The organism is Klebsiella sp. Sb-30 (assembly GCF_057652795.1).
Genome location: NZ_CM172749.1, coordinates 1,490,086 through 1,508,506, shown reverse-complemented (window position 1 = coordinate 1,508,506; position 18,421 = coordinate 1,490,086). Strand labels below are relative to the sequence as shown.

At 55.8% G+C, this 18,421-nt stretch carries 19 protein-coding genes; 8 read left to right on the top strand and 11 right to left on the bottom strand.

Features of this window, described 5'->3' with window-relative positions; genetic code table 11:
• Positions 1-89 precede the first annotated feature (89 nt).
• Both ackA and pta read left to right on the top strand, forming a co-directional pair.
• Entirely contained in the window at positions 90-1,292 is a 1,203-nt protein-coding gene (gene ackA / locus AC236I_RS07230) for an acetate kinase (protein ID WP_004865128.1), read from the top strand.
• A 199-nt stretch (positions 1,293-1,491) separates the two neighbouring features.
• Positions 1,492-3,636, top strand: a complete 2,145-nt coding sequence (gene pta / locus AC236I_RS07225) for a phosphate acetyltransferase (protein ID WP_015583788.1) — start codon at positions 1,492-1,494, stop codon at positions 3,634-3,636.
• 109 nt (positions 3,637-3,745) lie between these two features.
• Here pta and yfcD read toward each other — a convergent pair whose 3' ends face one another.
• The 4 genes from yfcD to AC236I_RS07205 form a co-directional block, all read right to left on the bottom strand.
• Positions 3,746-4,297, bottom strand: a complete 552-nt coding sequence (gene yfcD, locus AC236I_RS07220) for an NUDIX hydrolase YfcD (RefSeq protein WP_015583787.1) — start codon at positions 4,295-4,297, stop codon at positions 3,746-3,748.
• Between the two features lie 58 nt (positions 4,298-4,355).
• Positions 4,356-4,907 carry a phosphodiesterase gene (gene yfcE, locus AC236I_RS07215; RefSeq protein ID WP_015583786.1) on the bottom strand — a complete coding sequence of 184 codons (552 nt, stop codon included), beginning with the start codon at positions 4,905-4,907 and terminating at the stop codon, positions 4,356-4,358.
• Between the two features lie 56 nt (positions 4,908-4,963).
• Positions 4,964-5,608 (bottom strand): glutathione transferase, encoded by a 645-nt coding sequence (yfcF, locus tag AC236I_RS07210; protein ID WP_015583785.1) that lies wholly within the window; start codon positions 5,606-5,608, stop codon positions 4,964-4,966.
• 96 nt (positions 5,609-5,704) lie between these two features.
• Positions 5,705-7,123 carry an aldehyde dehydrogenase family protein gene (locus tag AC236I_RS07205; RefSeq protein ID WP_048756690.1) on the bottom strand — a complete coding sequence of 473 codons (1,419 nt, stop codon included), beginning with the start codon at positions 7,121-7,123 and terminating at the stop codon, positions 5,705-5,707.
• Positions 7,124-7,226: 103 nt separating this feature from the next.
• Between AC236I_RS07205 and AC236I_RS07200 the strand changes: the two genes are divergently transcribed.
• The 6 genes from AC236I_RS07200 (at position 7,227) to AC236I_RS07175 (ending at position 11,790) form a co-directional block, all read left to right on the top strand.
• Entirely contained in the window at positions 7,227-8,141 is a 915-nt protein-coding gene (locus AC236I_RS07200; RefSeq protein WP_015583783.1) for a LysR family transcriptional regulator, read from the top strand.
• Positions 8,142-8,212: 71 nt separating this feature from the next.
• On the top strand, positions 8,213-8,842 hold the full coding sequence (gene yfcG / locus AC236I_RS07195; RefSeq protein WP_064356818.1) for a GSH-dependent disulfide bond oxidoreductase: 630 nt from the start codon (positions 8,213-8,215) through the stop codon (positions 8,840-8,842).
• Between the two features lie 66 nt (positions 8,843-8,908).
• Positions 8,909-9,271, top strand: coding sequence for a dihydroneopterin triphosphate 2'-epimerase (gene folX / locus AC236I_RS07190; protein ID WP_015583781.1), 363 nt, complete (start codon positions 8,909-8,911; stop codon positions 9,269-9,271).
• An 18-nt stretch (positions 9,272-9,289) separates the two neighbouring features.
• On the top strand, positions 9,290-10,183 hold the full coding sequence (locus AC236I_RS07185) for a TIGR01777 family oxidoreductase (protein ID WP_015583780.1): 894 nt from the start codon (positions 9,290-9,292) through the stop codon (positions 10,181-10,183).
• A 475-nt stretch (positions 10,184-10,658) separates the two neighbouring features.
• A complete protein-coding gene (locus AC236I_RS07180; RefSeq protein WP_032718026.1) occupies positions 10,659-11,225 on the top strand; it encodes a hypothetical protein in 567 nt (188 codons plus the stop codon).
• A gap of 67 nt (positions 11,226-11,292) precedes the next feature.
• A complete protein-coding gene (locus AC236I_RS07175; RefSeq protein WP_032718027.1) occupies positions 11,293-11,790 on the top strand; it encodes a GNAT family N-acetyltransferase in 498 nt (165 codons plus the stop codon).
• Between the two features lie 42 nt (positions 11,791-11,832).
• Here AC236I_RS07175 and hisP read toward each other — a convergent pair whose 3' ends face one another.
• The 7 genes from hisP to purF form a co-directional block, all read right to left on the bottom strand.
• Positions 11,833-12,606 (bottom strand): histidine ABC transporter ATP-binding protein HisP, encoded by a 774-nt coding sequence (hisP, locus tag AC236I_RS07170; protein WP_015583777.1) that lies wholly within the window; start codon positions 12,604-12,606, stop codon positions 11,833-11,835.
• Between the two features lie 7 nt (positions 12,607-12,613).
• Complete coding sequence (gene hisM / locus AC236I_RS07165) at positions 12,614-13,330, bottom strand: histidine ABC transporter permease HisM (protein WP_004865184.1); 717 nt, start codon at positions 13,328-13,330, stop codon at positions 12,614-12,616.
• A complete protein-coding gene (locus AC236I_RS07160; protein WP_088911894.1) occupies positions 13,327-14,013 on the bottom strand; it encodes a histidine ABC transporter permease HisQ in 687 nt (228 codons plus the stop codon). Before AC236I_RS07160 ends, hisM begins: the two co-directional genes overlap by 4 nt.
• A 66-nt stretch (positions 14,014-14,079) precedes the next feature.
• A complete protein-coding gene (gene hisJ, locus AC236I_RS07155; protein WP_015583775.1) occupies positions 14,080-14,862 on the bottom strand; it encodes a histidine ABC transporter substrate-binding protein HisJ in 783 nt (260 codons plus the stop codon).
• 266 nt (positions 14,863-15,128) lie between these two features.
• On the bottom strand, positions 15,129-15,911 hold the full coding sequence (gene argT / locus AC236I_RS07150; RefSeq protein ID WP_004865192.1) for a lysine/arginine/ornithine ABC transporter substrate-binding protein ArgT: 783 nt from the start codon (positions 15,909-15,911) through the stop codon (positions 15,129-15,131).
• Positions 15,912-16,184: 273 nt separating this feature from the next.
• The gene (locus tag AC236I_RS07145) at positions 16,185-16,769 is read right to left on the bottom strand and encodes a UbiX family flavin prenyltransferase (protein ID WP_162660914.1); all 585 of its coding nucleotides are present in this window, start codon (positions 16,767-16,769) and stop codon (positions 16,185-16,187) included.
• Between the two features lie 134 nt (positions 16,770-16,903).
• A complete protein-coding gene (gene purF, locus AC236I_RS07140; RefSeq protein ID WP_015583773.1) occupies positions 16,904-18,421 on the bottom strand; it encodes an amidophosphoribosyltransferase in 1,518 nt (505 codons plus the stop codon).

The following is an 18,421-nucleotide window of genomic DNA, read 5'->3' as shown; positions in this document are numbered from 1 at the left end:
GATGTTAATCATAAATGTCGTTGTCATCCTGCGCTACGCTTTGTGACACACTGACGTTTTTTTAGCCACGTATCATAAAAGGTACTTCCATGTCGAGTAAGTTAGTACTGGTTCTGAACTGCGGTAGCTCCTCACTGAAATTTGCTATCCTTGATGCCGTAAACGGTGACGAATATCTGTCTGGTTTAGCCGAATGTTTCCATCTTCCTGAAGCACGTATTAAGTGGAAAATGGACGGCAGCAAACACGAAGCAGATTTAGGCGCTGGCGCCGCTCACAGTGAAGCGCTTAACTTTATCGTTAACACTATTCTGGCACAAAAACCAGAACTGTCTGCTCAGCTGACCGCAATCGGCCACCGTATTGTTCACGGTGGTGAAAAATACACCAGTTCCGTGGTCATTGATGATTCCGTTATCCAGGGCATCAAAGATTCCGCCTCTTTCGCTCCGCTGCACAACCCGGCTCACCTGATCGGTATTGCTGAAGCGCTGAAATCATTCCCGCATCTGAAAGAGAAGAACGTTGCCGTGTTCGACACCGCGTTCCATCAGACTATGCCGGAAGAATCCTATCTGTATGCTCTGCCGTACAGCCTGTACAAAGAGCACGGCGTACGTCGCTACGGCGCGCACGGCACCAGCCACTTCTACGTGACTCAGGAAGCGGCTAAAGTCCTGAACAAGCCGGTTGAAGAGCTGAACATTATCACCTGCCATCTGGGCAACGGTGGTTCTGTATCCGCTATCCGCAACGGTAAATGCGTTGACACCTCTATGGGTCTGACCCCGCTGGAAGGTCTGGTCATGGGTACCCGCTCTGGCGACATCGACCCGGCTATCATCTTCCACCTGCACGACTCCCTGGGCATGAGCGTTGATGCTATCAACAAAATGCTGACCAAAGAGTCTGGCCTGCTGGGTCTGACCGAAGTCACCAGCGACTGCCGTTATGTTGAAGACAACTACACCGATAAAGCCGATGCTAAACGTGCAATGGACGTTTACTGCCATCGTCTGGCCAAGTACATCGGTTCCTACACCGCGCTGATGGACGGTCGTCTGGATGCCGTTATCTTCACCGGTGGTATCGGTGAAAACGCGGCAATGGTTCGTGAACTGTCTCTGGGCAAACTGGGCGTTCTGGGCTTCGAAGTTGATCACGAGCGTAACCTGGCTGCCCGTTTCGGCAAGTCTGGCTTCATCAACAAAGAAGGCACCCGCCCGGCTCTGGTCATCCCGACCAACGAAGAGCTGGTTATCGCGCAAGACGCCAATCGTCTGACTGCCTGATTCCACACCGCCAGCGAAACCCTAAATAATTCGAGTTGCTGGAAGGCGGCGTCCCAGAGAATCTCCGGTCACGTACAGGTAGTACGTGACCGGGGTGAACCAGGAAAGCCAACGCACATGCAACTTGAAATATAACGGGAAGCTGGTGGTGCAGTTTTGTATCCCGCCTGATACTGGCGGTAACGAAAGAGGATATATCGTGTCCCGTATAATCATGCTGATCCCGACCGGAACCAGCGTTGGCCTGACCAGCGTCAGCCTCGGTGTTATCCGTGCAATGGAACGCAAAGGCGTTCGTCTGAGCGTCTTTAAACCTATCGCCCAACCGCGCGCTGGCGGCGATGCGCCAGACCAGACGACCACCATCGTTCGTGCTAATTCAAGCCTTCCGGCCGCCGAGCCGCTGAAGATGAGCCACGTCGAGTCGCTGCTGTCCGGCAACCAGAAAGATGTGCTGATGGAAGAGATCATCGCCAACTATCACGCCGCGACTCAGGATGCAGAAGTGGTGCTGGTTGAAGGTCTGGTCCCGACCCGTAAACATCAGTTTGCTCAGTCTCTGAACTTCGAAATCGCCAAAACGCTGAACGCGGAAATCGTCTTCGTGATGTCTCAGGGTACCGACACCCAGGAACAGCTGAACGAACGTATCGAGCTGACCCGCAACAGCTTCGGCGGCGCGAAAAACACCAACATTACCGGTGTTATCGTCAACAAGCTGAACGCACCGGTTGACGAACAGGGTCGTACCCGTCCCGATCTGTCGGAAATCTTCGATGACTCTTCCAAAGCGAAAGTCGTGAAGATCGATCCGGCTCAGCTGCAGTCTGGCAGCGCGCTGCCGGTTCTGGGCGCGGTACCGTGGAGCTTCGATCTGATCGCAACGCGTGCGATCGATATGGCTCGCCACCTGAATGCCACCATCGTCAACGAAGGTGACATCAACACCCGCCGCGTGAAGTCTGTCACCTTCTGCGCGCGCAGCATCCCGCACATGCTCGAACACTTCCGTGCCGGTTCTCTGCTGGTGACTTCCGCAGACCGTCCTGATGTTCTGGTCGCCGCCTGCCTCGCCGCCATGAACGGCGTTGAAATCGGCGCGCTGCTGCTGACCGGTGCTTACGAAATGGACGCGCGCGTCAGCAAGCTGTGCGAACGTGCATTCGCGACCGGCCTGCCGGTCTTTATGGTGAACACCAACACCTGGCAGACCTCCCTGAGCCTGCAGAGCTTCAACCTCGAAGTTCCGGTTGACGATCACGAGCGCATTGAGAAAGTTCAGGAATACGTTGCCAACTACATTAACGCTGACTGGATCGAGTCTCTGACCGCGACCTCCGAACGTAGCCGCCGCCTGTCTCCGCCGGCCTTCCGCTACCAGCTGACCGAGCTGGCGCGCAAAGCGGGTAAACGCGTCGTTCTGCCGGAAGGTAACGAGCCGCGTACCGTTAAAGCCGCAGCAATCTGCGCAGAACGCGGTATTGCGACCTGTGTCCTGCTGGGTAACCCGGATGAGATCAACCGCGTTGCTGCCGCTCAGGGCGTCGAGCTGGGCGCTGGTATCGAAATCGTCGATCCGGATGTGGTTCGCGAAAGCTACGTCGCTCGTCTGGTCGAACTGCGTAAGAGCAAGGGGATGACCGAAGCGGTTGCCCGCGAGCAGCTGGAAGACAACGTCGTTCTCGGCACGCTGATGCTGGAACAAGACGAAGTCGACGGCCTGGTTTCCGGCGCAGTTCACACTACCGCCAACACCATCCGTCCGCCGCTGCAGCTGATCAAAACGGCACCGGGCAGCTCTCTGGTCTCTTCCGTGTTCTTCATGCTGCTGCCGGAACAGGTTTACGTTTACGGTGACTGCGCCATCAACCCGGATCCGACCGCAGAACAGCTGGCTGAAATCGCTATTCAGTCCGCCGATTCCGCCATCGCTTTCGGCATTGAGCCGCGCGTAGCGATGCTCTCCTACTCCACCGGTAATTCTGGTGCCGGTAGCGACGTCGAAAAAGTTCGTGAAGCGACCCGTCTGGCACAGGAAAAACGTCCTGACCTGATGATCGACGGCCCGCTGCAGTATGACGCGGCGGTGATGGCTGACGTGGCGAAATCCAAAGCGCCAAACTCGCCGGTTGCCGGACGTGCGACCGTGTTCATCTTCCCGGATCTGAACACCGGTAACACCACTTACAAAGCCGTACAGCGTTCTGCTGACCTGATCTCCATCGGGCCAATGCTGCAGGGTATGCGTAAGCCGGTAAACGACCTGTCTCGTGGCGCGCTGGTAGACGATATCGTCTACACCATCGCCCTGACCGCGATTCAGTCTTCTCAGCAGCAGCAGTAATTTAGCGCTGAGATCAAAAAAGGCAGCCCGATGGCTGCCTTTTCTTTTGCTCGACTTCCGTGCCGAATCGACATCTGAGCGGTGACGACTTCCCGATGCCTGGCAAAAGCTACTCTTTACCCTCATCGTCAGAGTCCGCGTAGTCATTCCCGGCATTGCGCGTCATCCACAGCGCCAGCGCTTTTAATGAATCCGGGGTGAATTCATCGCAGCGAGCGGTAATCTCTTCCGGCGTCAGCCAGCACACTTCGCTCACCTCCTCTTCCTGCAAGGCAAAGGGGCCGTGCGACACACAGCTAAACAGGCTTCCCCAGACGCGACAATGCTTATCTTCGTAATAGAACTGGCCATGATCGGCGAACGGCACGCCGGCAATCCCCAGCTCTTCTTCCGCTTCCCGGCGAGCCGAATCCAGCAGCTGCTCATCGGCCTGCACCACGCCGCCGGCGGTAGCATCCAGCATGCCCGGCTGGAAATCTTTGGTCTCGGTACGACGTTGCACCAGGATTTTGCCCATCCCATCATGAACAACAATATAGGTTGCCCGATGACGCAGGCACTGCGCGCGCATTTGCTCGCGGCTGGACTGCGCTATCACCTCATTGTTTTCATTAACAATGTCTACCCATTCTGTGCTTGCCAAATCGTTCTGTTCCGCCATCAGGAAACCTTACTTTTGAAAGCGCTCTCGCGGCGCGTCTTTACGGTTGGGGGGTAAATTACGGGTTAATTGCAACCTCTGCAATAACCTGATGATCATCAAGTGCTAAAACCTGTAGTCGGTCCCCTTCCAGGAGGCCGTAGCTGGCGGAAAATCCCCCTTTGGGAATGCTGACCGAGCCGGGATTGAAGAGAAAAATATCGCCGCGCTTCTCGGCTACCGGAATATGAGTATGACCATAAACCAGGACATCGCCAGCGGCGAGAGGAGGCATTTTTTCGGGGCTGTACAGATGCCCGTGGGTCAGAAACAGGCGGGTGCGTTCGCTCAGCACCTGCTGCCAGGGCGCAGTGATGGGGAAGTCCAGCAGCATCTGATCGACTTCGCTGTCGCAGTTACCGCGAACGGCGATCACCCGTTGCGCGACGCCGTTGAGCTTCACAGCAACGTCCGCCGGCGCATAGCCTTCGGGTAACGCATTCCGCGGCCCATGGTTCAGCACATCGCCAAGAATAATCAGCCACTGCGCCCCACTTTGCGCGAACCGTTCCAGAACGCGTTCAGTAGCGGGCAGGGAACCATGAATATCCGATGCAAACATCAGCTTCATTTCTTCCGTCTCCACGCATTTCGATGCGCCTATGATAGCGGAACCGCTGCCTCGAATCAGCCCGCGCGTTTAGCTGACAGTGCGACAAAACGCTGAACCGACGCCCGCTGCCACTGGAATGTCGCATAGTCCGCCAGCGGCTCCGGGACCGCATCACCGTTAAGCACCAGCCGGTTGATCATCAGGGCAAGATCGGTATCGGCAATCGACCACTCCCCGAACAGATTATTGCCGCCGTGGGCCAGCAGTTCAGACGCGGTTTCGAATAATTTGTCCGCGCTTTTACGGCCCGCGGCGCTAAGCTCCGGTTTCTTTTGCCCCGCGAATACCACGTCGGTAGATCGCTCCTCGCGAATGGGCATCAGATCGCTGCGCAGCCAGGCTTGCACCTGCCGCGCCCGGGCCCGCTTTTGCAGATCGTGGGGATAGAGCCGCTCCCACTCCGGCGGTGCGAAACGTTCATCCAGATACTCGCTAATCGCGGACGATTCGCTAAGCGCGAACTCCTCCACTTCTAACAACGGCACGCGGCGGGTCACGGTATAGCCTTTCCAGCCAGGCTGCTGGTTTTCGCCGCTATCGAGATCGATGGTTTTGAGAGCAAATGGCAGGCTTTTTTCCTGCAGGGCAACGTAGACGGACATCACGTACGGCGAGAAAAAACGCGAATCGGACCACAGGGTAATGACGGGCTGGCTCATGGCATCCTCAATAAATTATGGGGCGATAAGTCAACATATCCTGTCTTTTAAGGGATGTCACTTACCGCACCATGAGGATTTTGCATCCCCTGACGGCTAGCCGATGATCATCGTTTTCGGCTCCAGATAAGCCTGCATTCCCCATTTGCCCATTTCACGTCCCAGCCCGGATTGCTTGAAGCCACCGAACGGCGCCTGCGGTTCATGTTCAAGGGTATTGACCAGCACGCGCCCGGACTCTATCGCCAGCGCAACCTCCTGACCACGCTGCCGATCGCCGCTTAATACCAGGGCGCTCAGGCCATAGGTCGTATCGTTGGCTATCGCGATGGCTTGCGCCTGATCCTGATAGGGAATCAGTACCAGCACCGGGCCAAAGATCTCTTCTCGCGCAATGCGCATCTGGTTGTGGACATCGCTGAATACGGTCGGTTTCACGCACCAGCCTTTTTCCATTCCCTGCGGTCGCCCTTCACCGCCGATAAGCAATCTTGCCCCCTCCTGCTGCCCCAGGCGAATATAATCCTGCACCCGTTGCCACTGTTTCCGGCTGACCATCGGGCCAATTGTCGTCTGCGCGTCGCGCGGATCGCCGGAGATATAGTCCGCCATCGCCTGCACAATAGCCTGTTCAAACTCCGCCAGACGCCCGGCGGGCACCAGAATTCGCGTCCCGGCGATGCAGGCCTGCCCGCTATTCATAAATCCGGCCGCCAGCGCCAGCGAAACCGCCTGCTGCATATCGGCATCATCCAGAATGAGGGTCGGTGATTTACCGCCAAGTTCCAGCGTGACGCGTTTCAAGGTTTGCGCACCACTGGCGATAATATGTTTCCCTACGGCGGTAGAACCGGTGAAAGAAATTTTAGCAATATCGGGATGATGGTTAATAATATCCCCCACCACTTCGCCCCGTCCGGTCACGATGTTAACGACTCCGGCGGGGATCTGCGCCGCGTGCAGCGCTTCGGTGACGATCTGCGTCTGCCAGGCGCTCATCTCGCTGGGTTTAATCACCGTCGTACAGCCTGCCGCCATCGCCGTCGCCAGCTTGCTACAGATAAAACCAGCATCGCTGTTCCACGGCGTAATCAACCCCGCCACGCCGACCGGCGTCATCACAACCTGCGCACGCCCCGCCGGTTCAACAAATTCGAAGCTCGCCAGCGTCTCCATCGCCTGTTTAATGGTTTGCGCCGGCCATGCCGCCATCCATTGCGAGCGCGAAGCCGGGGCGCCATATTCGGTCACAATCGCCTCACGTAAATCCGCCTCTCTCGCCCGGACGGCCTGGTACATCCGCTCAAGGACATCCAGACGCTGCTGTTTCGTCGTCCGTGACCAGCAAGGAAACGCTGCTTTTGCTGCGGCAATCGCGCGCCGGGCATCCTCTTCATCCGCCAGCCGTGCCTGGCCAATCACCTCTTCCGTCGCCGGGTTGAACAGCGCAAAGGTTTCGCTGCCGTGCGGGGTGACAAATTCACCGTTGATATAAATTTTATCGATGTGCAGCATATTCGTCTTCCTCATTGATTTGATGAAGGGAAGTATAGAGTCGACGTATTGCCCCGATAAGAGGGTATAATCAACACAGCCTGTCACGAAAATCGGGATAATTATGCACCGTAGCGGTCTGACTGAACTGGAAGTCCTCCTTGCCGTAGCCCACCGCCAGAGCTTCCGAGCGGCCGCCCGGGAGCTGGGCATGTCGGCCACCGCTATCAGCAACGCCGTCGCCGGACTGGAGGCGCGGCTCAACGTACGTCTGTTTAACCGTACCACCCGCAGCGTTGCGTTGACGGAGGCCGGGCGACGCTACGTCGAGCGCGTGGCGCCTGCGCTGGCAGAAATTCAGCGCGCATCGGAAGAGATTGCCACTCAACCGGAAATGCCGACCGGTACACTGCGCATCAATGCGCCACGCGAGAGCGTTGCCCTGCTGTTCGGGCTGTTCGATGCCTTCCTCAAGCGCTACCCGGACATGCGTCTCGACATCACCACCGAGTCCCGGCTGGTCGATATTGTCGCCGAGGGTTACGACGCCGGCATCCGCCTGGCAGAGTCGCTGCCGCAGGATATGATTGCCGTTACGCTGACGCCCGATGTGCGGATGCGTATCGTCGGTACGGCGGAATACTTTGCCCGCTGCGGCATTCCGCACAGCCCGGAAGATCTGCTGCATCATCAGAGCATCGGGATGCGTATGTCGCACGGCGGTCTCTATCACTGGGAGCTGGAGCGCCAGCAACAAAAGCTGACGGTTAACGTCCCGCCGCGTATTACCCTCAGTGAAATGGGCGCCATCCACCGTGCGGTACTTGCCGGCCTCGGCCTGGCCTTTATCTCGGACTGGTTTATCAAAGAAGATCTGGCCTGCGGCAGGCTCGTCAGCGTGATGGATGAGTGGTGTCCGTCGTTTGCCGGCCTACGCCTCTATTATCCCGGCCGCCGCCACGTTCCGCCCGGGCTGAAGGCTTTTATCAGCCTGGTGCACGAGTTACGCGACCGTCCCGATCCTGCCGGCAAAATTTAGCGCCCCTCCTCCCGGATAGCGGCAGGTCGCCTATACTCGAACACGTGCGACCTACGACGGCGGGAGTCACCATGATCGACCTTTACTACGCACCCACCCCTAACGGCCAGAAAATCATTCTCTTTCTCGAAGAGGCGCAGCTGGCCTATCGCCTGATTCGGGTCGATATCAATAAAGGGGAACAGTTTCGCCCGCAGTTTCTCGCTCTCTCGCCGAATAATAAAATTCCCGCTATCGTCGACCACCTCCCCGTCGACGGCGGAGCGCCGCTCGGCCTGTTTGAGTCAGGTGAAATCCTGCTCTATCTGGCGGAAAAATCAGGAAAACTGCTTAGCGGTGAGCTGCGCGAGCGCCATACCACGCTACAGTGGCTGTTCTGGCAGGTCAGCGAATTAGGCCCTATGCTGGGGCAGAATCACCATTTCAATCACAGCGCGCCGCAGGCGGTGCCCTATGCCATCGAGCGTTATCAGGTCGAGACCCAGCGGTTGTACAACGTACTGAACCGTCGTCTGGAGGTCAGCCCATGGCTCGGCGGGGAACATTACAGTATTGCCGATATTGCCTGCTGGCCGTGGATTCGCGCCCACCCTCGCCAGCGTATTGATCTCGCGCATTTTCCGGCGATTCATAACTGGTTTGAACGCATTCGTCAGCGTCCGGCTACCGGGCAGGCGCTGATAAAAATACAACACCAATAACCCCCCTGCTCGCATGGCTTGCTTTCATGTATGATTGCGGAAATGACAACACGGAGGAAGCCTGCAATGTCCCAGCCAGACGCCATTATTCGTATAAAGAACCTACGCTTACGTACTTTTATCGGAATCAAAGAAGAAGAAATCGCTAACCGCCAGGATGTGGTGGTCAATGTTGCGATTCACTACCCGGCGGAGCGGTCACGCAACAGTGAAGATATCAACGATGCGCTGAATTACCGCACGATTACCAAGCGTATCATCAGCCACATTGAGAATAACCGCTTCTCGCTGCTGGAAAAATTAACTCAGGATGTGCTCGATATCGCATGCGAACATCACTGGGTCACTTATGCTGAAGTTGAGATCGATAAACTTTATGCACTGCGCTACGCCGACTCCGTCTCAATGACCATGAGCTGGCGGCGCTAAGCTTCTTAGGGAGGCGCTATGAGGATTCTGCTTACTGGCGGTACTGGCCTGATTGGCCGGCATCTGATCCCCCGGCTGCTGGAGCTTGGGCATCACGTAACGGTATCAACGCGCAGCCCGGAAAAAGCGCAAACCCGGCTGGATGCCCGCGTCACCTTGTGGCGCGGCTTCGAAGGCCATCATCACCTCAATGAGATTGATGCTGTCATCAATCTGGCAGGCGAACCTATCGCCGACAAACGCTGGACGGCGGAGCAAAAGCAGCGTCTGTGTCACAGCCGCTGGGATATCACTCAAAAGCTGGTAAATCTGTTCAACGCCAGCGATACGCCACCCGCCGTGCTGATCAGTGGCTCTGCCGTAGGCTTTTACGGCGATCTCGGGGAAGTTGTGGTGACCGAAGATGAGCCGCCGCACAATGAATTTACCCACAAACTCTGCGCCCGCTGGGAGCAGCTGGCCTGCGAGGCGCAAAGCGATCGCACCCGCGTCTGCCTGCTGCGCACCGGCGCGGTGCTGGCGCCGACGGGCGGGATCCTGGCCAAACTGATGCCGCTCTTCAGGCTTGGACTCGGCGGCCCTATTGGTAACGGCAGGCAGTATCTGGCCTGGATTCATATCGATGATATGGTCAACGGCATTCTGTGGCTGCTGGATAACGATCTCAGCGGGCCTTTCAATATGGTTTCCCCTTATCCGGTCCGCAATGAACAGTTTGCCCATTCTCTCGGGCATGCGCTGAATCGTCCGGCAATTTTCCGCGTACCGGCAACGGCGATTCGCCTGCTGATGGGAGAGTCGTCGGTACTGGTGCTCGGCGGGCAGCGGGCGTTGCCCCGGCGCCTGGAGGATGCCGGTTTTGGCTTCCGCTGGTACGATCTGGAAGAAGCGCTGGCCGACATGCTGCGCTAGTTCATTTCGCTCAGGGAGATCGCATCGGTCTCCCTGGACGATTATCTTGTGGAACCCACCTCGCAGCGCGTAAAACGAGCCCGTTTAGCCCCACCTTAATTGTGAATTCGCTTCCGGTGAATCTCCTCTCACTCTGTCATAACCCCCGCTCTACAACTCAACACCCCCAACCGTTGACAATCGTCAACACCTCATTCAGGATGACCAGGACCCAGCGATGAAGGAACATCCGGATAAACATATCAGAGCAGCCATTGACTACGCGCTGGTGCAGGTCTGGATTTTTCTCCCTGGCGGCAAAAGCGCCCACTGTTTTGGCCGATTAATATGCGGTACGGCCCATCATCCGGAGCATATGATGAGCATCTGGAGTACACCTGCGGTACCCATTAACCACGCCCGGCAACTCATCAGAATGGTCGACCGCTGCCAGCCGCCTACAGCGAATAAAATTCACCACCAGAAGGATTTAACCATGGCGCTGTATAATTTTACGCTCACCCTCTCCGGCGTCACTGTTCATACCGAGGGGCTTGAGGATGCGCTGCATACGGCAGGCTGCGCTGATGCGCTGGTCTGTTTTTACGGAACCGCGGTCTATCTGGAGTTCGCTCGCGAAAGCGACTCTCTCGAGCGGGCCATTCTGTCAGCCATTGCCGATATCGAATCCGCACCGGCTCTGAACGCGCGGGTCGAATCCGTCGATTCCGCGCTGGTAGGATTAAGCGATATTGCCGAACTCGCCGGCCTGACGCGACAGGCCATTGCCCTGCTGAAAGATGGCGCGAGAGGTTCGGGCCAGTTTCCGGGACCGGTACAGCGCGTTAAGGGCAATTCGCCGCTGTGGCGCTGGAAAACCGTCGTCAGATGGCTGGTTATGGAGGGACGTCTTGCCGAAGACTCACCGCTGGTCGCCCACGCGGCAGTACTGGATAACCTCAACCTGGCGTTACAATTGAGGGCTACGCCAGAGAGCAAAACCGTGCTGCGCTACCTTCGCGGGCTCGAAAATCAGCGCCAGGCTTCGCCGACGGTCGGTTAGACGCGTAAACATTCCGGCGCTTTATGGTGTTAAGGTGGCGGAGTCATTCACCTTTATGGACTGCTTTATGACAATACTCACTACCCCGCGCCTGCGCCTCTCGCCGTTTAGCTTATCCGACTGGCCTTTTTTCCTCCGTCTGCGTCGCGATCGTCAGGTCATGCGCTTTATGGGTGAAATGCTCGATGAACCCGCGCTGCGTACCCTGTTTGCCGCGCGCTGCGCGGATCCCGGCGTGTTTGTGCTGCGCGATAAAAAAGGTGTGGCCATCGGTGATATCGGCCTGCGCATCAGCAGTAAAAATCCGCATGAAGCCGATGTCGGATATGCCCTCATCCCGGAGGCGCAGGGTCAGGGATATGCCAGTGAAGCGCTGCGGGCGATATGTGATTACGGCTTTAGCCAGCTCGGCGTCAATGCCATCAACGCCTGGGTACTGGGTGACAATATCGGGTCGGCGCGTCTGCTGGAAAAACACGGTTTTGTGCGGATTCAGGTGCTGGAAAAAGCCTACCACCTGAACGGCGTCGATTACGATGACTGGGTATATCGGCTGGAGCGGTAATCTGCTCCCGGCGAGCGGTTTCGCCGGGAGAGACAGCAAGGCTTACTTCAAGGAGCCTTTCAGGAACTGCTGCAGGCGTGGGCTTTTCGGATTGCCGAACAGCTCATCCGGATGGCCTTCTTCTTCAATCTTGCCCTGATGCAGGAAAATGACGTGCGAAGAGACATGGCGCGCAAAGCCCATTTCATGGGTCACTACCACCATGGTTTTGCCCTCCTCCGCCAGCTTCTGCATGATACGCAGCACTTCCCCGACCAGTTCAGGATCAAGCGCGGAAGTCGGTTCGTCAAACAGCAGCACATCGGGCTCCATCGCCAGCGCACGCGCAATGGAGACGCGCTGCTGCTGACCGCCGGAGAGATGCACCGGGTATTTGATCTGCTGGCGCTCATCGATACCCACTTTCGCCAGATATTTCACCGCCCGCTCGCGCGCTTCCTGCTTGCTCAGCCCGAGAACCTGAATCGGCGCTTCCATGACGTTTTCCAGCACCGTCATATGGCTCCACAGATTGAAATGCTGGAACACCATCGTCAGGCGCGTACGCAGCAGACGCAGCTGGTTTTTATCCGCGACCTTCAGCTGGCCGTCTTTGTCGCGAACCAGACCAATATTCTGCCCGTTAACCACGATGGTGCCTTCGCTGGGCTTTTCCAGGAAGTTAATGCAGCGCAAAAAGGTACTTTTACCGGAACCCGATGAACCGATAATGCTGATAACGTCTCCGGCTTGCGCCCGTAACGAGACGCCTTTCAGCACCTCATGCTCGCCGTAACGTTTATGGAGATCGATAACATTTAATTTATTGTCGGACATGGCGGTCTCAATGCGTCGAAGAAGGTTTTATATGCTGCAACCAGCGCTTTTCCGCCTTGCGGAACAAGCTAATCAGCACATACGAAATAATTAAATAGAGCACCGCGGCAATCCCGAAGGCGGTGAACGGCTGATAGGTCGCCGAGTTAATATCCCTGGCGATTTTCAGCAGATCCGGCACGGTGGCAGTAAAAGCCAGCGCGGTGGAGTGCAGCATCAGAATCACTTCGTTGCTGTACGCTGGCAGCGCGATACGCAGCGCAGACGGCAAAATAATGCAGCGATACATTTTGACCGATGAGAAACCATAGGCCCGCGCCGCTTCAATTTCCCCGGGAGGGACGGAACGGATCGCCCCGGCAAAAATCTCCGTGGTATAGGCGCAGGTATTGAGCGTTAAGGCCAGCACCGTACAGTTGAGGCCGCTGCGGAAAAAGGCGTTCAGCAGCTCGGTGCCTTTGACGATTTCCAGCGTATACATCCCGGAGTAAAACACCAGCAGCTGTACGTACAGCGGCGTACCGCGGAACACATAGGTAAACAGCCAGATCGGAAACTGAATGTATTTATTGCTAGAGACACGACCGATAGCGAGAAATACTGCCAGTATGCCGCCCATCACCACCGAGGAGATCAGCAGCCACAGCGTGATAGCCACCCCGGTAAAGCGATAGCCGTCGGTCCACAGCAGCGATTTCCAGTACTCCTGAATAATCTCAATCACAGGTCAGCCCTCTTCACGCCCACGGAGTAACGGCGTTCAAGCAGCAGCAGTACACCATTGGAAATTGTGGTAAACACGAGATAAACCAGACCGCAAACGATCGCAAAGTAGAACGGCTGCCAGGTACTTTTCCCTGCCAGCTGGGTGGCTTTGACCACATCTTCCAGCCCCAGCAGAGAGACCAGCGCCGTTGCCTTGAGGATAACCTGCCAGTTGTTGCCAATTCCCGGTAACGCATAGCGCATCATTGCCGGAAAGAGGATCCGCCGGAAGGTCTGCCCGTTGCTGAAGCCAAAGGCCGTCGCCGCTTCGATGTGTCCTTTCGGAACCGCCATGAAAGCGCCGCGGAAGGTTTCAGTAAAATAGGCACCGTAGATAAAGCCCAGCGTAATAATCCCCGCGACCATTGGGTCAATATCAAACTGTGATAGCCCCAGTGCGTCGGTGAGCGTATTCAGCGCAATCTGCAGACCGTAGAAAATCAGCAGCATCAGCACCAGATCGGGCACGCCACGAATTAGCGTGGTGTAGCCTTCAAATACCAGCGCCAGCGGTCGATTGCTCGATAGCTTAGCTCCGGCACCCGCCAGACCAATGAGGACCGCCAGCACAACCGAACTAAGAGCCAGCTCCAGTGTGACAAGAGCGCCCTGTAAAATAACCTGTGAAAACCCGTACAGCATGCTGTCTGCCCTGTCTGTCATCGACCATCACGCGCCAATATGCGCGCGATGGGGTACGTATGATGCTTAGTCACCGTACACGTTAAAATCGAAATATTTTTTTGCCAGCTTGTCGTAGGTGCCATCTTTGCGCATATCCGCGAAGGCTTTATTTAACGCCTCGCGCAGCTCGTTGTCCTCTTTACGCAGGCCCATGCCGGTACCGACGCCAAACAGTTTTTCATCCTTAATCGACGGACCGCCAAACTGGTAATCTTTACCAACAGGCTGTTTGAGGAAGCCTTCGCTCGCGGCGACTTCATCCTGGAACGCCGCGTCGATGCGCCCGGCGGTCAGGTCGGAATAGATATTGTCCTGGCCCTGATAAGAGACAATTTCAATCCCTTTCGGTGCCCAGTGCTCATTACCATAGGTCTCCTGGGTGGTCCCCTGAAGCACACCGATACGCTTGCCTTTCAGTTTCGCGAGATCCGGCGTGATATCACTGCCTTTTTTCACAACCAGACGGGAATCTGCAGCGTAAAGTTTGTCGGTGAAAGCAATTTCCTGCTGACGTTTTTCGGTAATGGACAACGAAGACATAATCGCATCGATTTTCTTCGCTTTTAAAGAGGGGATCAGCGCATCCAGCGGGTTTTCAACGAAGGTACATTGCGTATTGATACGCTTACACAGCTCTTTTGCCAAATCGATGTCAAAACCAATCAACTGACCCTGCGCATTTTTCGATTCGAACGGGGCATAAGTTGGATCGGTACCGATACGTAGTTTTTGCGGAATGGCTGCGAATACCGTGCTAACGCTGGAAAGGGCCAGCGCTAAAGAAAGAGACAACGCCAGTTTTTTCATAACTATCCTCAACAGACTGTCATTCTAACGAGTTTATTAGAAGTACTTACGGCAGTTATCGTGCCATTATTCGCCCCGGTAAGGCAAAGCATTCTGCGCCCGGAAGCCAATTATTTCGCACCATAAACGCTTAACTATGCATTAAGCGCCCGACAAAACCGCCTTTTATGCACCAAATCGGAACACCGCAGGCAAACTTGCACCAATTTAGTGCAATCGTGGACATGCGAAGTCCTCAGGCCCGGTTTCCCGGGCCAGCGGCGTGCTTAGTCACCGTAGACGTTGAAGTTGAAGTATTTCTTCGCCATTTTGTCGTAGGTCCCGTCTTTACGCATTTCAGCCAACGCACTGTCGAAAGCGGCTTTCAGCTCGCCATCGGTTTTACGCAGGCCAATGCCGGTACCATCACCGAAGAATTTTTTATCTTTGACAGAGGGACCGGCAAAGGCGAAATCTTTACCGGCAGGTTGTTTGAGGAAGCCTTCGCTGGCGGCGACTTCATCCTGCAGCGCAGCGTCAAGACGGCCGGCAGCAAGGTCGGAGTAGATCAGATCCTGGTTCTGGTAGGCAACGACATCCACGCCCTGGCTACGCCAGCGTTCATTGCCGTACGCTTCCTGAGTTGAACCCTGCAGTACCCCGACGTGTTTGCCCTTCAGGGATTCCAGCGTCGGCTGGATTGATGAACCTTTTGGCGCAATCAGACGGGAGTCAGCGGCATACAGCTTGTCAGAGAAGGCAATCTCCTGCTGACGTTTTTCAGTAATCGACAAGGAAGAGATAATGGCGTCAATTTTCTTCGCCTTCAGCGAAGGAATCAATGAATCAAAGTCGCTCCCCACCCAGGTACATTTTACTTTGATACGCGAGCACAGCTCGTTGCCCAAATCGATATCAAAACCAACGAAATCCCCTTTCGCATCCTTCGAAGAGAAAGGCGCGTAGGTGGCATCGGTACCGATACGAATGCTTTGCGGAAGCGCGGCAAAAACGCTGGAAGCGCTGCTGATTCCCATGATTAAAGAGAGGGCCAGGATCGTCTTCTTCATACAATACCCTTAAGTGTCGTGATGTTGTTATATGGTGCGTTGCTTCGTTATGTGTAGCCGACTCATCCTGCAGGTTTTATGCCATCTTCTCAGTGCGTGCTGGAAACAGCGTTAAATTTGTTAATATAAAGTTGCAGGATTGTCTTAAGAGGGAAGATAACAGCATTGACGGACAAACCGCAGTGGCCGAACGCAAAAAAACAAATTAAATGTTGAGGATTTGATCGGGGCGACAAAATTGCACTGCGGAGGCGCAAAAGTTCACGGCACGCACTACTTTAGTGCGCCCAAAGGTCCCTGCCAACGGGTAAAAAGATCCTGCGGAAGGGTAATATCGAACTGATCGATAACCCGGTTGACCGTCTGGTTAATCACATCGTCGAGGGTTTGCGGGCGATGGTAGAAAGCCGGAACCGGCGGCATAATCACCGCGCCCATCTCTGCGGCCTGCACCAGCAGGCGCAGATGACCAAGATGGAACGGCGTTTCCCGCACGCACAGGACCAGCGGACGACGCTCTTTGAGGACCACGTCCGCCGCACGGGTCAGCAGACCATCGGTATAGCTGTGAACAATTCCGGAAAGCGTTTTCACCGAGCAAGGCAGTATCGCCATACCGGCGGTCTTAAACGACCCCGACGAGATACTGGCGGCGATATCGCGCGCATCATGGACCACATCCGCCAGCGCCTGTACTTCCCGTAGAGAATAGTCGGTCTCCAGCGCCAGCGTCTGCCGCGCTGCCTGGCTCATGATCAGATGCGTTTCGACATCAGGCACATCGCGTAAAATCTGAAGCAGTCGCACACCGTAAATGGCGCCGCTGGCGCCGGAGATACCAATAATAAGTCGTTTCACGATGATTGCCTCTTCCGCATAATGGGGCAGACTTTGCCGGATTATAGCACCGGACGCAAGCCTTACGGCCACGCGGCAAAAACACAAAAGCCCGCGGTCGGATGACGGCGGGCTTTTCACAACGCTCGGGTTAATTAGCCTTCGTTGTGCATCTCCAGGTTTTCCACTTCGTTCAGACGCTGCACCGCTTTCGCATCGTCATTACGTAAGGAGTCGAGATAATCGAGGTACTGCTGGTCCACATCCTTAGTGACGTACACGCCGTTAAATACCGAACATTCAAACTGCTGAATATCCGGATTTTCCACACGTACAGCCTCAATCAGATCGTTCAGATCCTGGAAGATAAGGCCATCCGCGCCAATGATCTGGCGGATTTCGTCCACTTCGCGACCGTGGGCAATAAGCTCGGTTGCCGTCGGCATATCAATGCCGTAAACGTTCGGGAAACGAATCTCTGGCGCTGCGGAAGCCAGATAGACCTTTTTCGCGCCGGCTTCGCGCGCCATCTCAATAATCTGTTCCGAGGTGGTCCCACGCACGATGGAGTCATCCACCAGCAGCACGTTTTTATCCCGGAACTCCGCGCGGTTGGCATTAAGCTTACGACGCACCGACTTCCGGCGCAGCTGCTGGCCCGGCATGATGAAGGTTCGGCCGACGTAACGGTTTTTCACGAAGCCCTGGCGATAAGGCTTATCGAGGATACGGGCAATTTCCAGCGCGATATCGCAGGAAGTTTCCGGAATCGGAATGACCACGTCAATGTCCAGATCTTCCCATTCACGAGCGATCTTCTCACCCAGTTTGGTGCCCATATTGACGCGCGCGCTGTAGACGGAAATCTTGTCGATAAACGAGTCCGGGCGAGCAAAATAGACGTACTCAAAGAGGCACGGGTTGCTGACCGGATTCTCCGCGCACTGACGGGTAAACAGCTGGCCCTTCTCGGTAATATAGACCGCTTCACCCGGCGCCACATCGCGCAGGAATTCGAAGCCCAGGGTATCCAGCGCCACGCTCTCGGAGGCCACCATATACTCGGTACGACCATCGCCAACATCACGTTTCCCCAACACCAGAGGGCGGATGCCGTTTGGATCGCGGAAGGCAACCATACCGTGACCAATGATCATCGCCACGCAGGCGTAGGCACCGCGGATTTGACGGTTCGTCGCAGCGATCGCGGCAAAAATGTTATCTGCTTCCAGAGGATAATGACGGAAGTTATCCAGCTCGCTGGCGAAGATGTTGAGCAGGATTTCAGAATCGGAAGTGGTGTTGATATGGCGGCGTTTTTCTTCAAACAGCTTCTTACGCAGCTCGTGCGCGTTGGTCAGATTGCCGTTATGCGCCAACGTAATACCATACGGTGAGTTGACGTAGAAAGGCTGCGCCTCGGAGGCACTTGAACTGCCCGCCGTAGGATAGCGAACATGGCCAATCCCCATATTGCCCTGCATACGCTGCATGTGGCGAGCTTCAAAAACGTCGCTCACCAGTCCGTTCGCCTTACGCAAACGGAAACAGTTATTTGCATCAATAGTGATGATGCCTGCGGCATCCTGGCCACGATGCTGAAGCACCGTTAACGCGTCATAAATCGACTGGTTTACCGGCATAACACCGGCGATACCGACAATACCGCACAT

Excerpts from the sequence above, each read along its gene's own strand:
- AC236I_RS07205 (WP_048756690.1), bottom strand. The coding sequence starts at position 7,123 with ATGCTGCACATCGATAAAATTTATATCAACGGTGAATTTGTCACCCCG.
- ackA (WP_004865128.1), top strand. The coding sequence starts at position 90 with ATGTCGAGTAAGTTAGTACTGGTTCTGAACTGCGGTAGCTCCTCACTG.
- AC236I_RS07200 (WP_015583783.1), top strand. The coding sequence starts at position 7,227 with ATGCACCGTAGCGGTCTGACTGAACTGGAAGTCCTCCTTGCCGTAGCC.
- yfcE (WP_015583786.1), bottom strand. The coding sequence starts at position 4,907 with ATGAAGCTGATGTTTGCATCGGATATTCATGGTTCCCTGCCCGCTACT.
- hisP (WP_015583777.1), bottom strand. The coding sequence starts at position 12,606 with ATGTCCGACAATAAATTAAATGTTATCGATCTCCATAAACGTTACGGC.
- argT (WP_004865192.1), bottom strand. The coding sequence starts at position 15,911 with ATGAAGAAGACGATCCTGGCCCTCTCTTTAATCATGGGAATCAGCAGC.
- purF (WP_015583773.1), bottom strand. The coding sequence starts at position 18,421 with ATGTGCGGTATTGTCGGTATCGCCGGTGTTATGCCGGTAAACCAGTCG.
- yfcG (WP_064356818.1), top strand. The coding sequence starts at position 8,213 with ATGATCGACCTTTACTACGCACCCACCCCTAACGGCCAGAAAATCATT.
- hisJ (WP_015583775.1), bottom strand. The coding sequence starts at position 14,862 with ATGAAAAAACTGGCGTTGTCTCTTTCTTTAGCGCTGGCCCTTTCCAGC.
- AC236I_RS07160 (WP_088911894.1), bottom strand. The coding sequence starts at position 14,013 with ATGCTGTACGGGTTTTCACAGGTTATTTTACAGGGCGCTCTTGTCACA.
- AC236I_RS07180 (WP_032718026.1), top strand. The coding sequence starts at position 10,659 with ATGGCGCTGTATAATTTTACGCTCACCCTCTCCGGCGTCACTGTTCAT.
- yfcF (WP_015583785.1), bottom strand. The coding sequence starts at position 5,608 with ATGAGCCAGCCCGTCATTACCCTGTGGTCCGATTCGCGTTTTTTCTCG.
- yfcD (WP_015583787.1), bottom strand. The coding sequence starts at position 4,297 with ATGGCGGAACAGAACGATTTGGCAAGCACAGAATGGGTAGACATTGTT.
- AC236I_RS07175 (WP_032718027.1), top strand. The coding sequence starts at position 11,293 with ATGACAATACTCACTACCCCGCGCCTGCGCCTCTCGCCGTTTAGCTTA.
- AC236I_RS07185 (WP_015583780.1), top strand. The coding sequence starts at position 9,290 with ATGAGGATTCTGCTTACTGGCGGTACTGGCCTGATTGGCCGGCATCTG.
- folX (WP_015583781.1), top strand. The coding sequence starts at position 8,909 with ATGTCCCAGCCAGACGCCATTATTCGTATAAAGAACCTACGCTTACGT.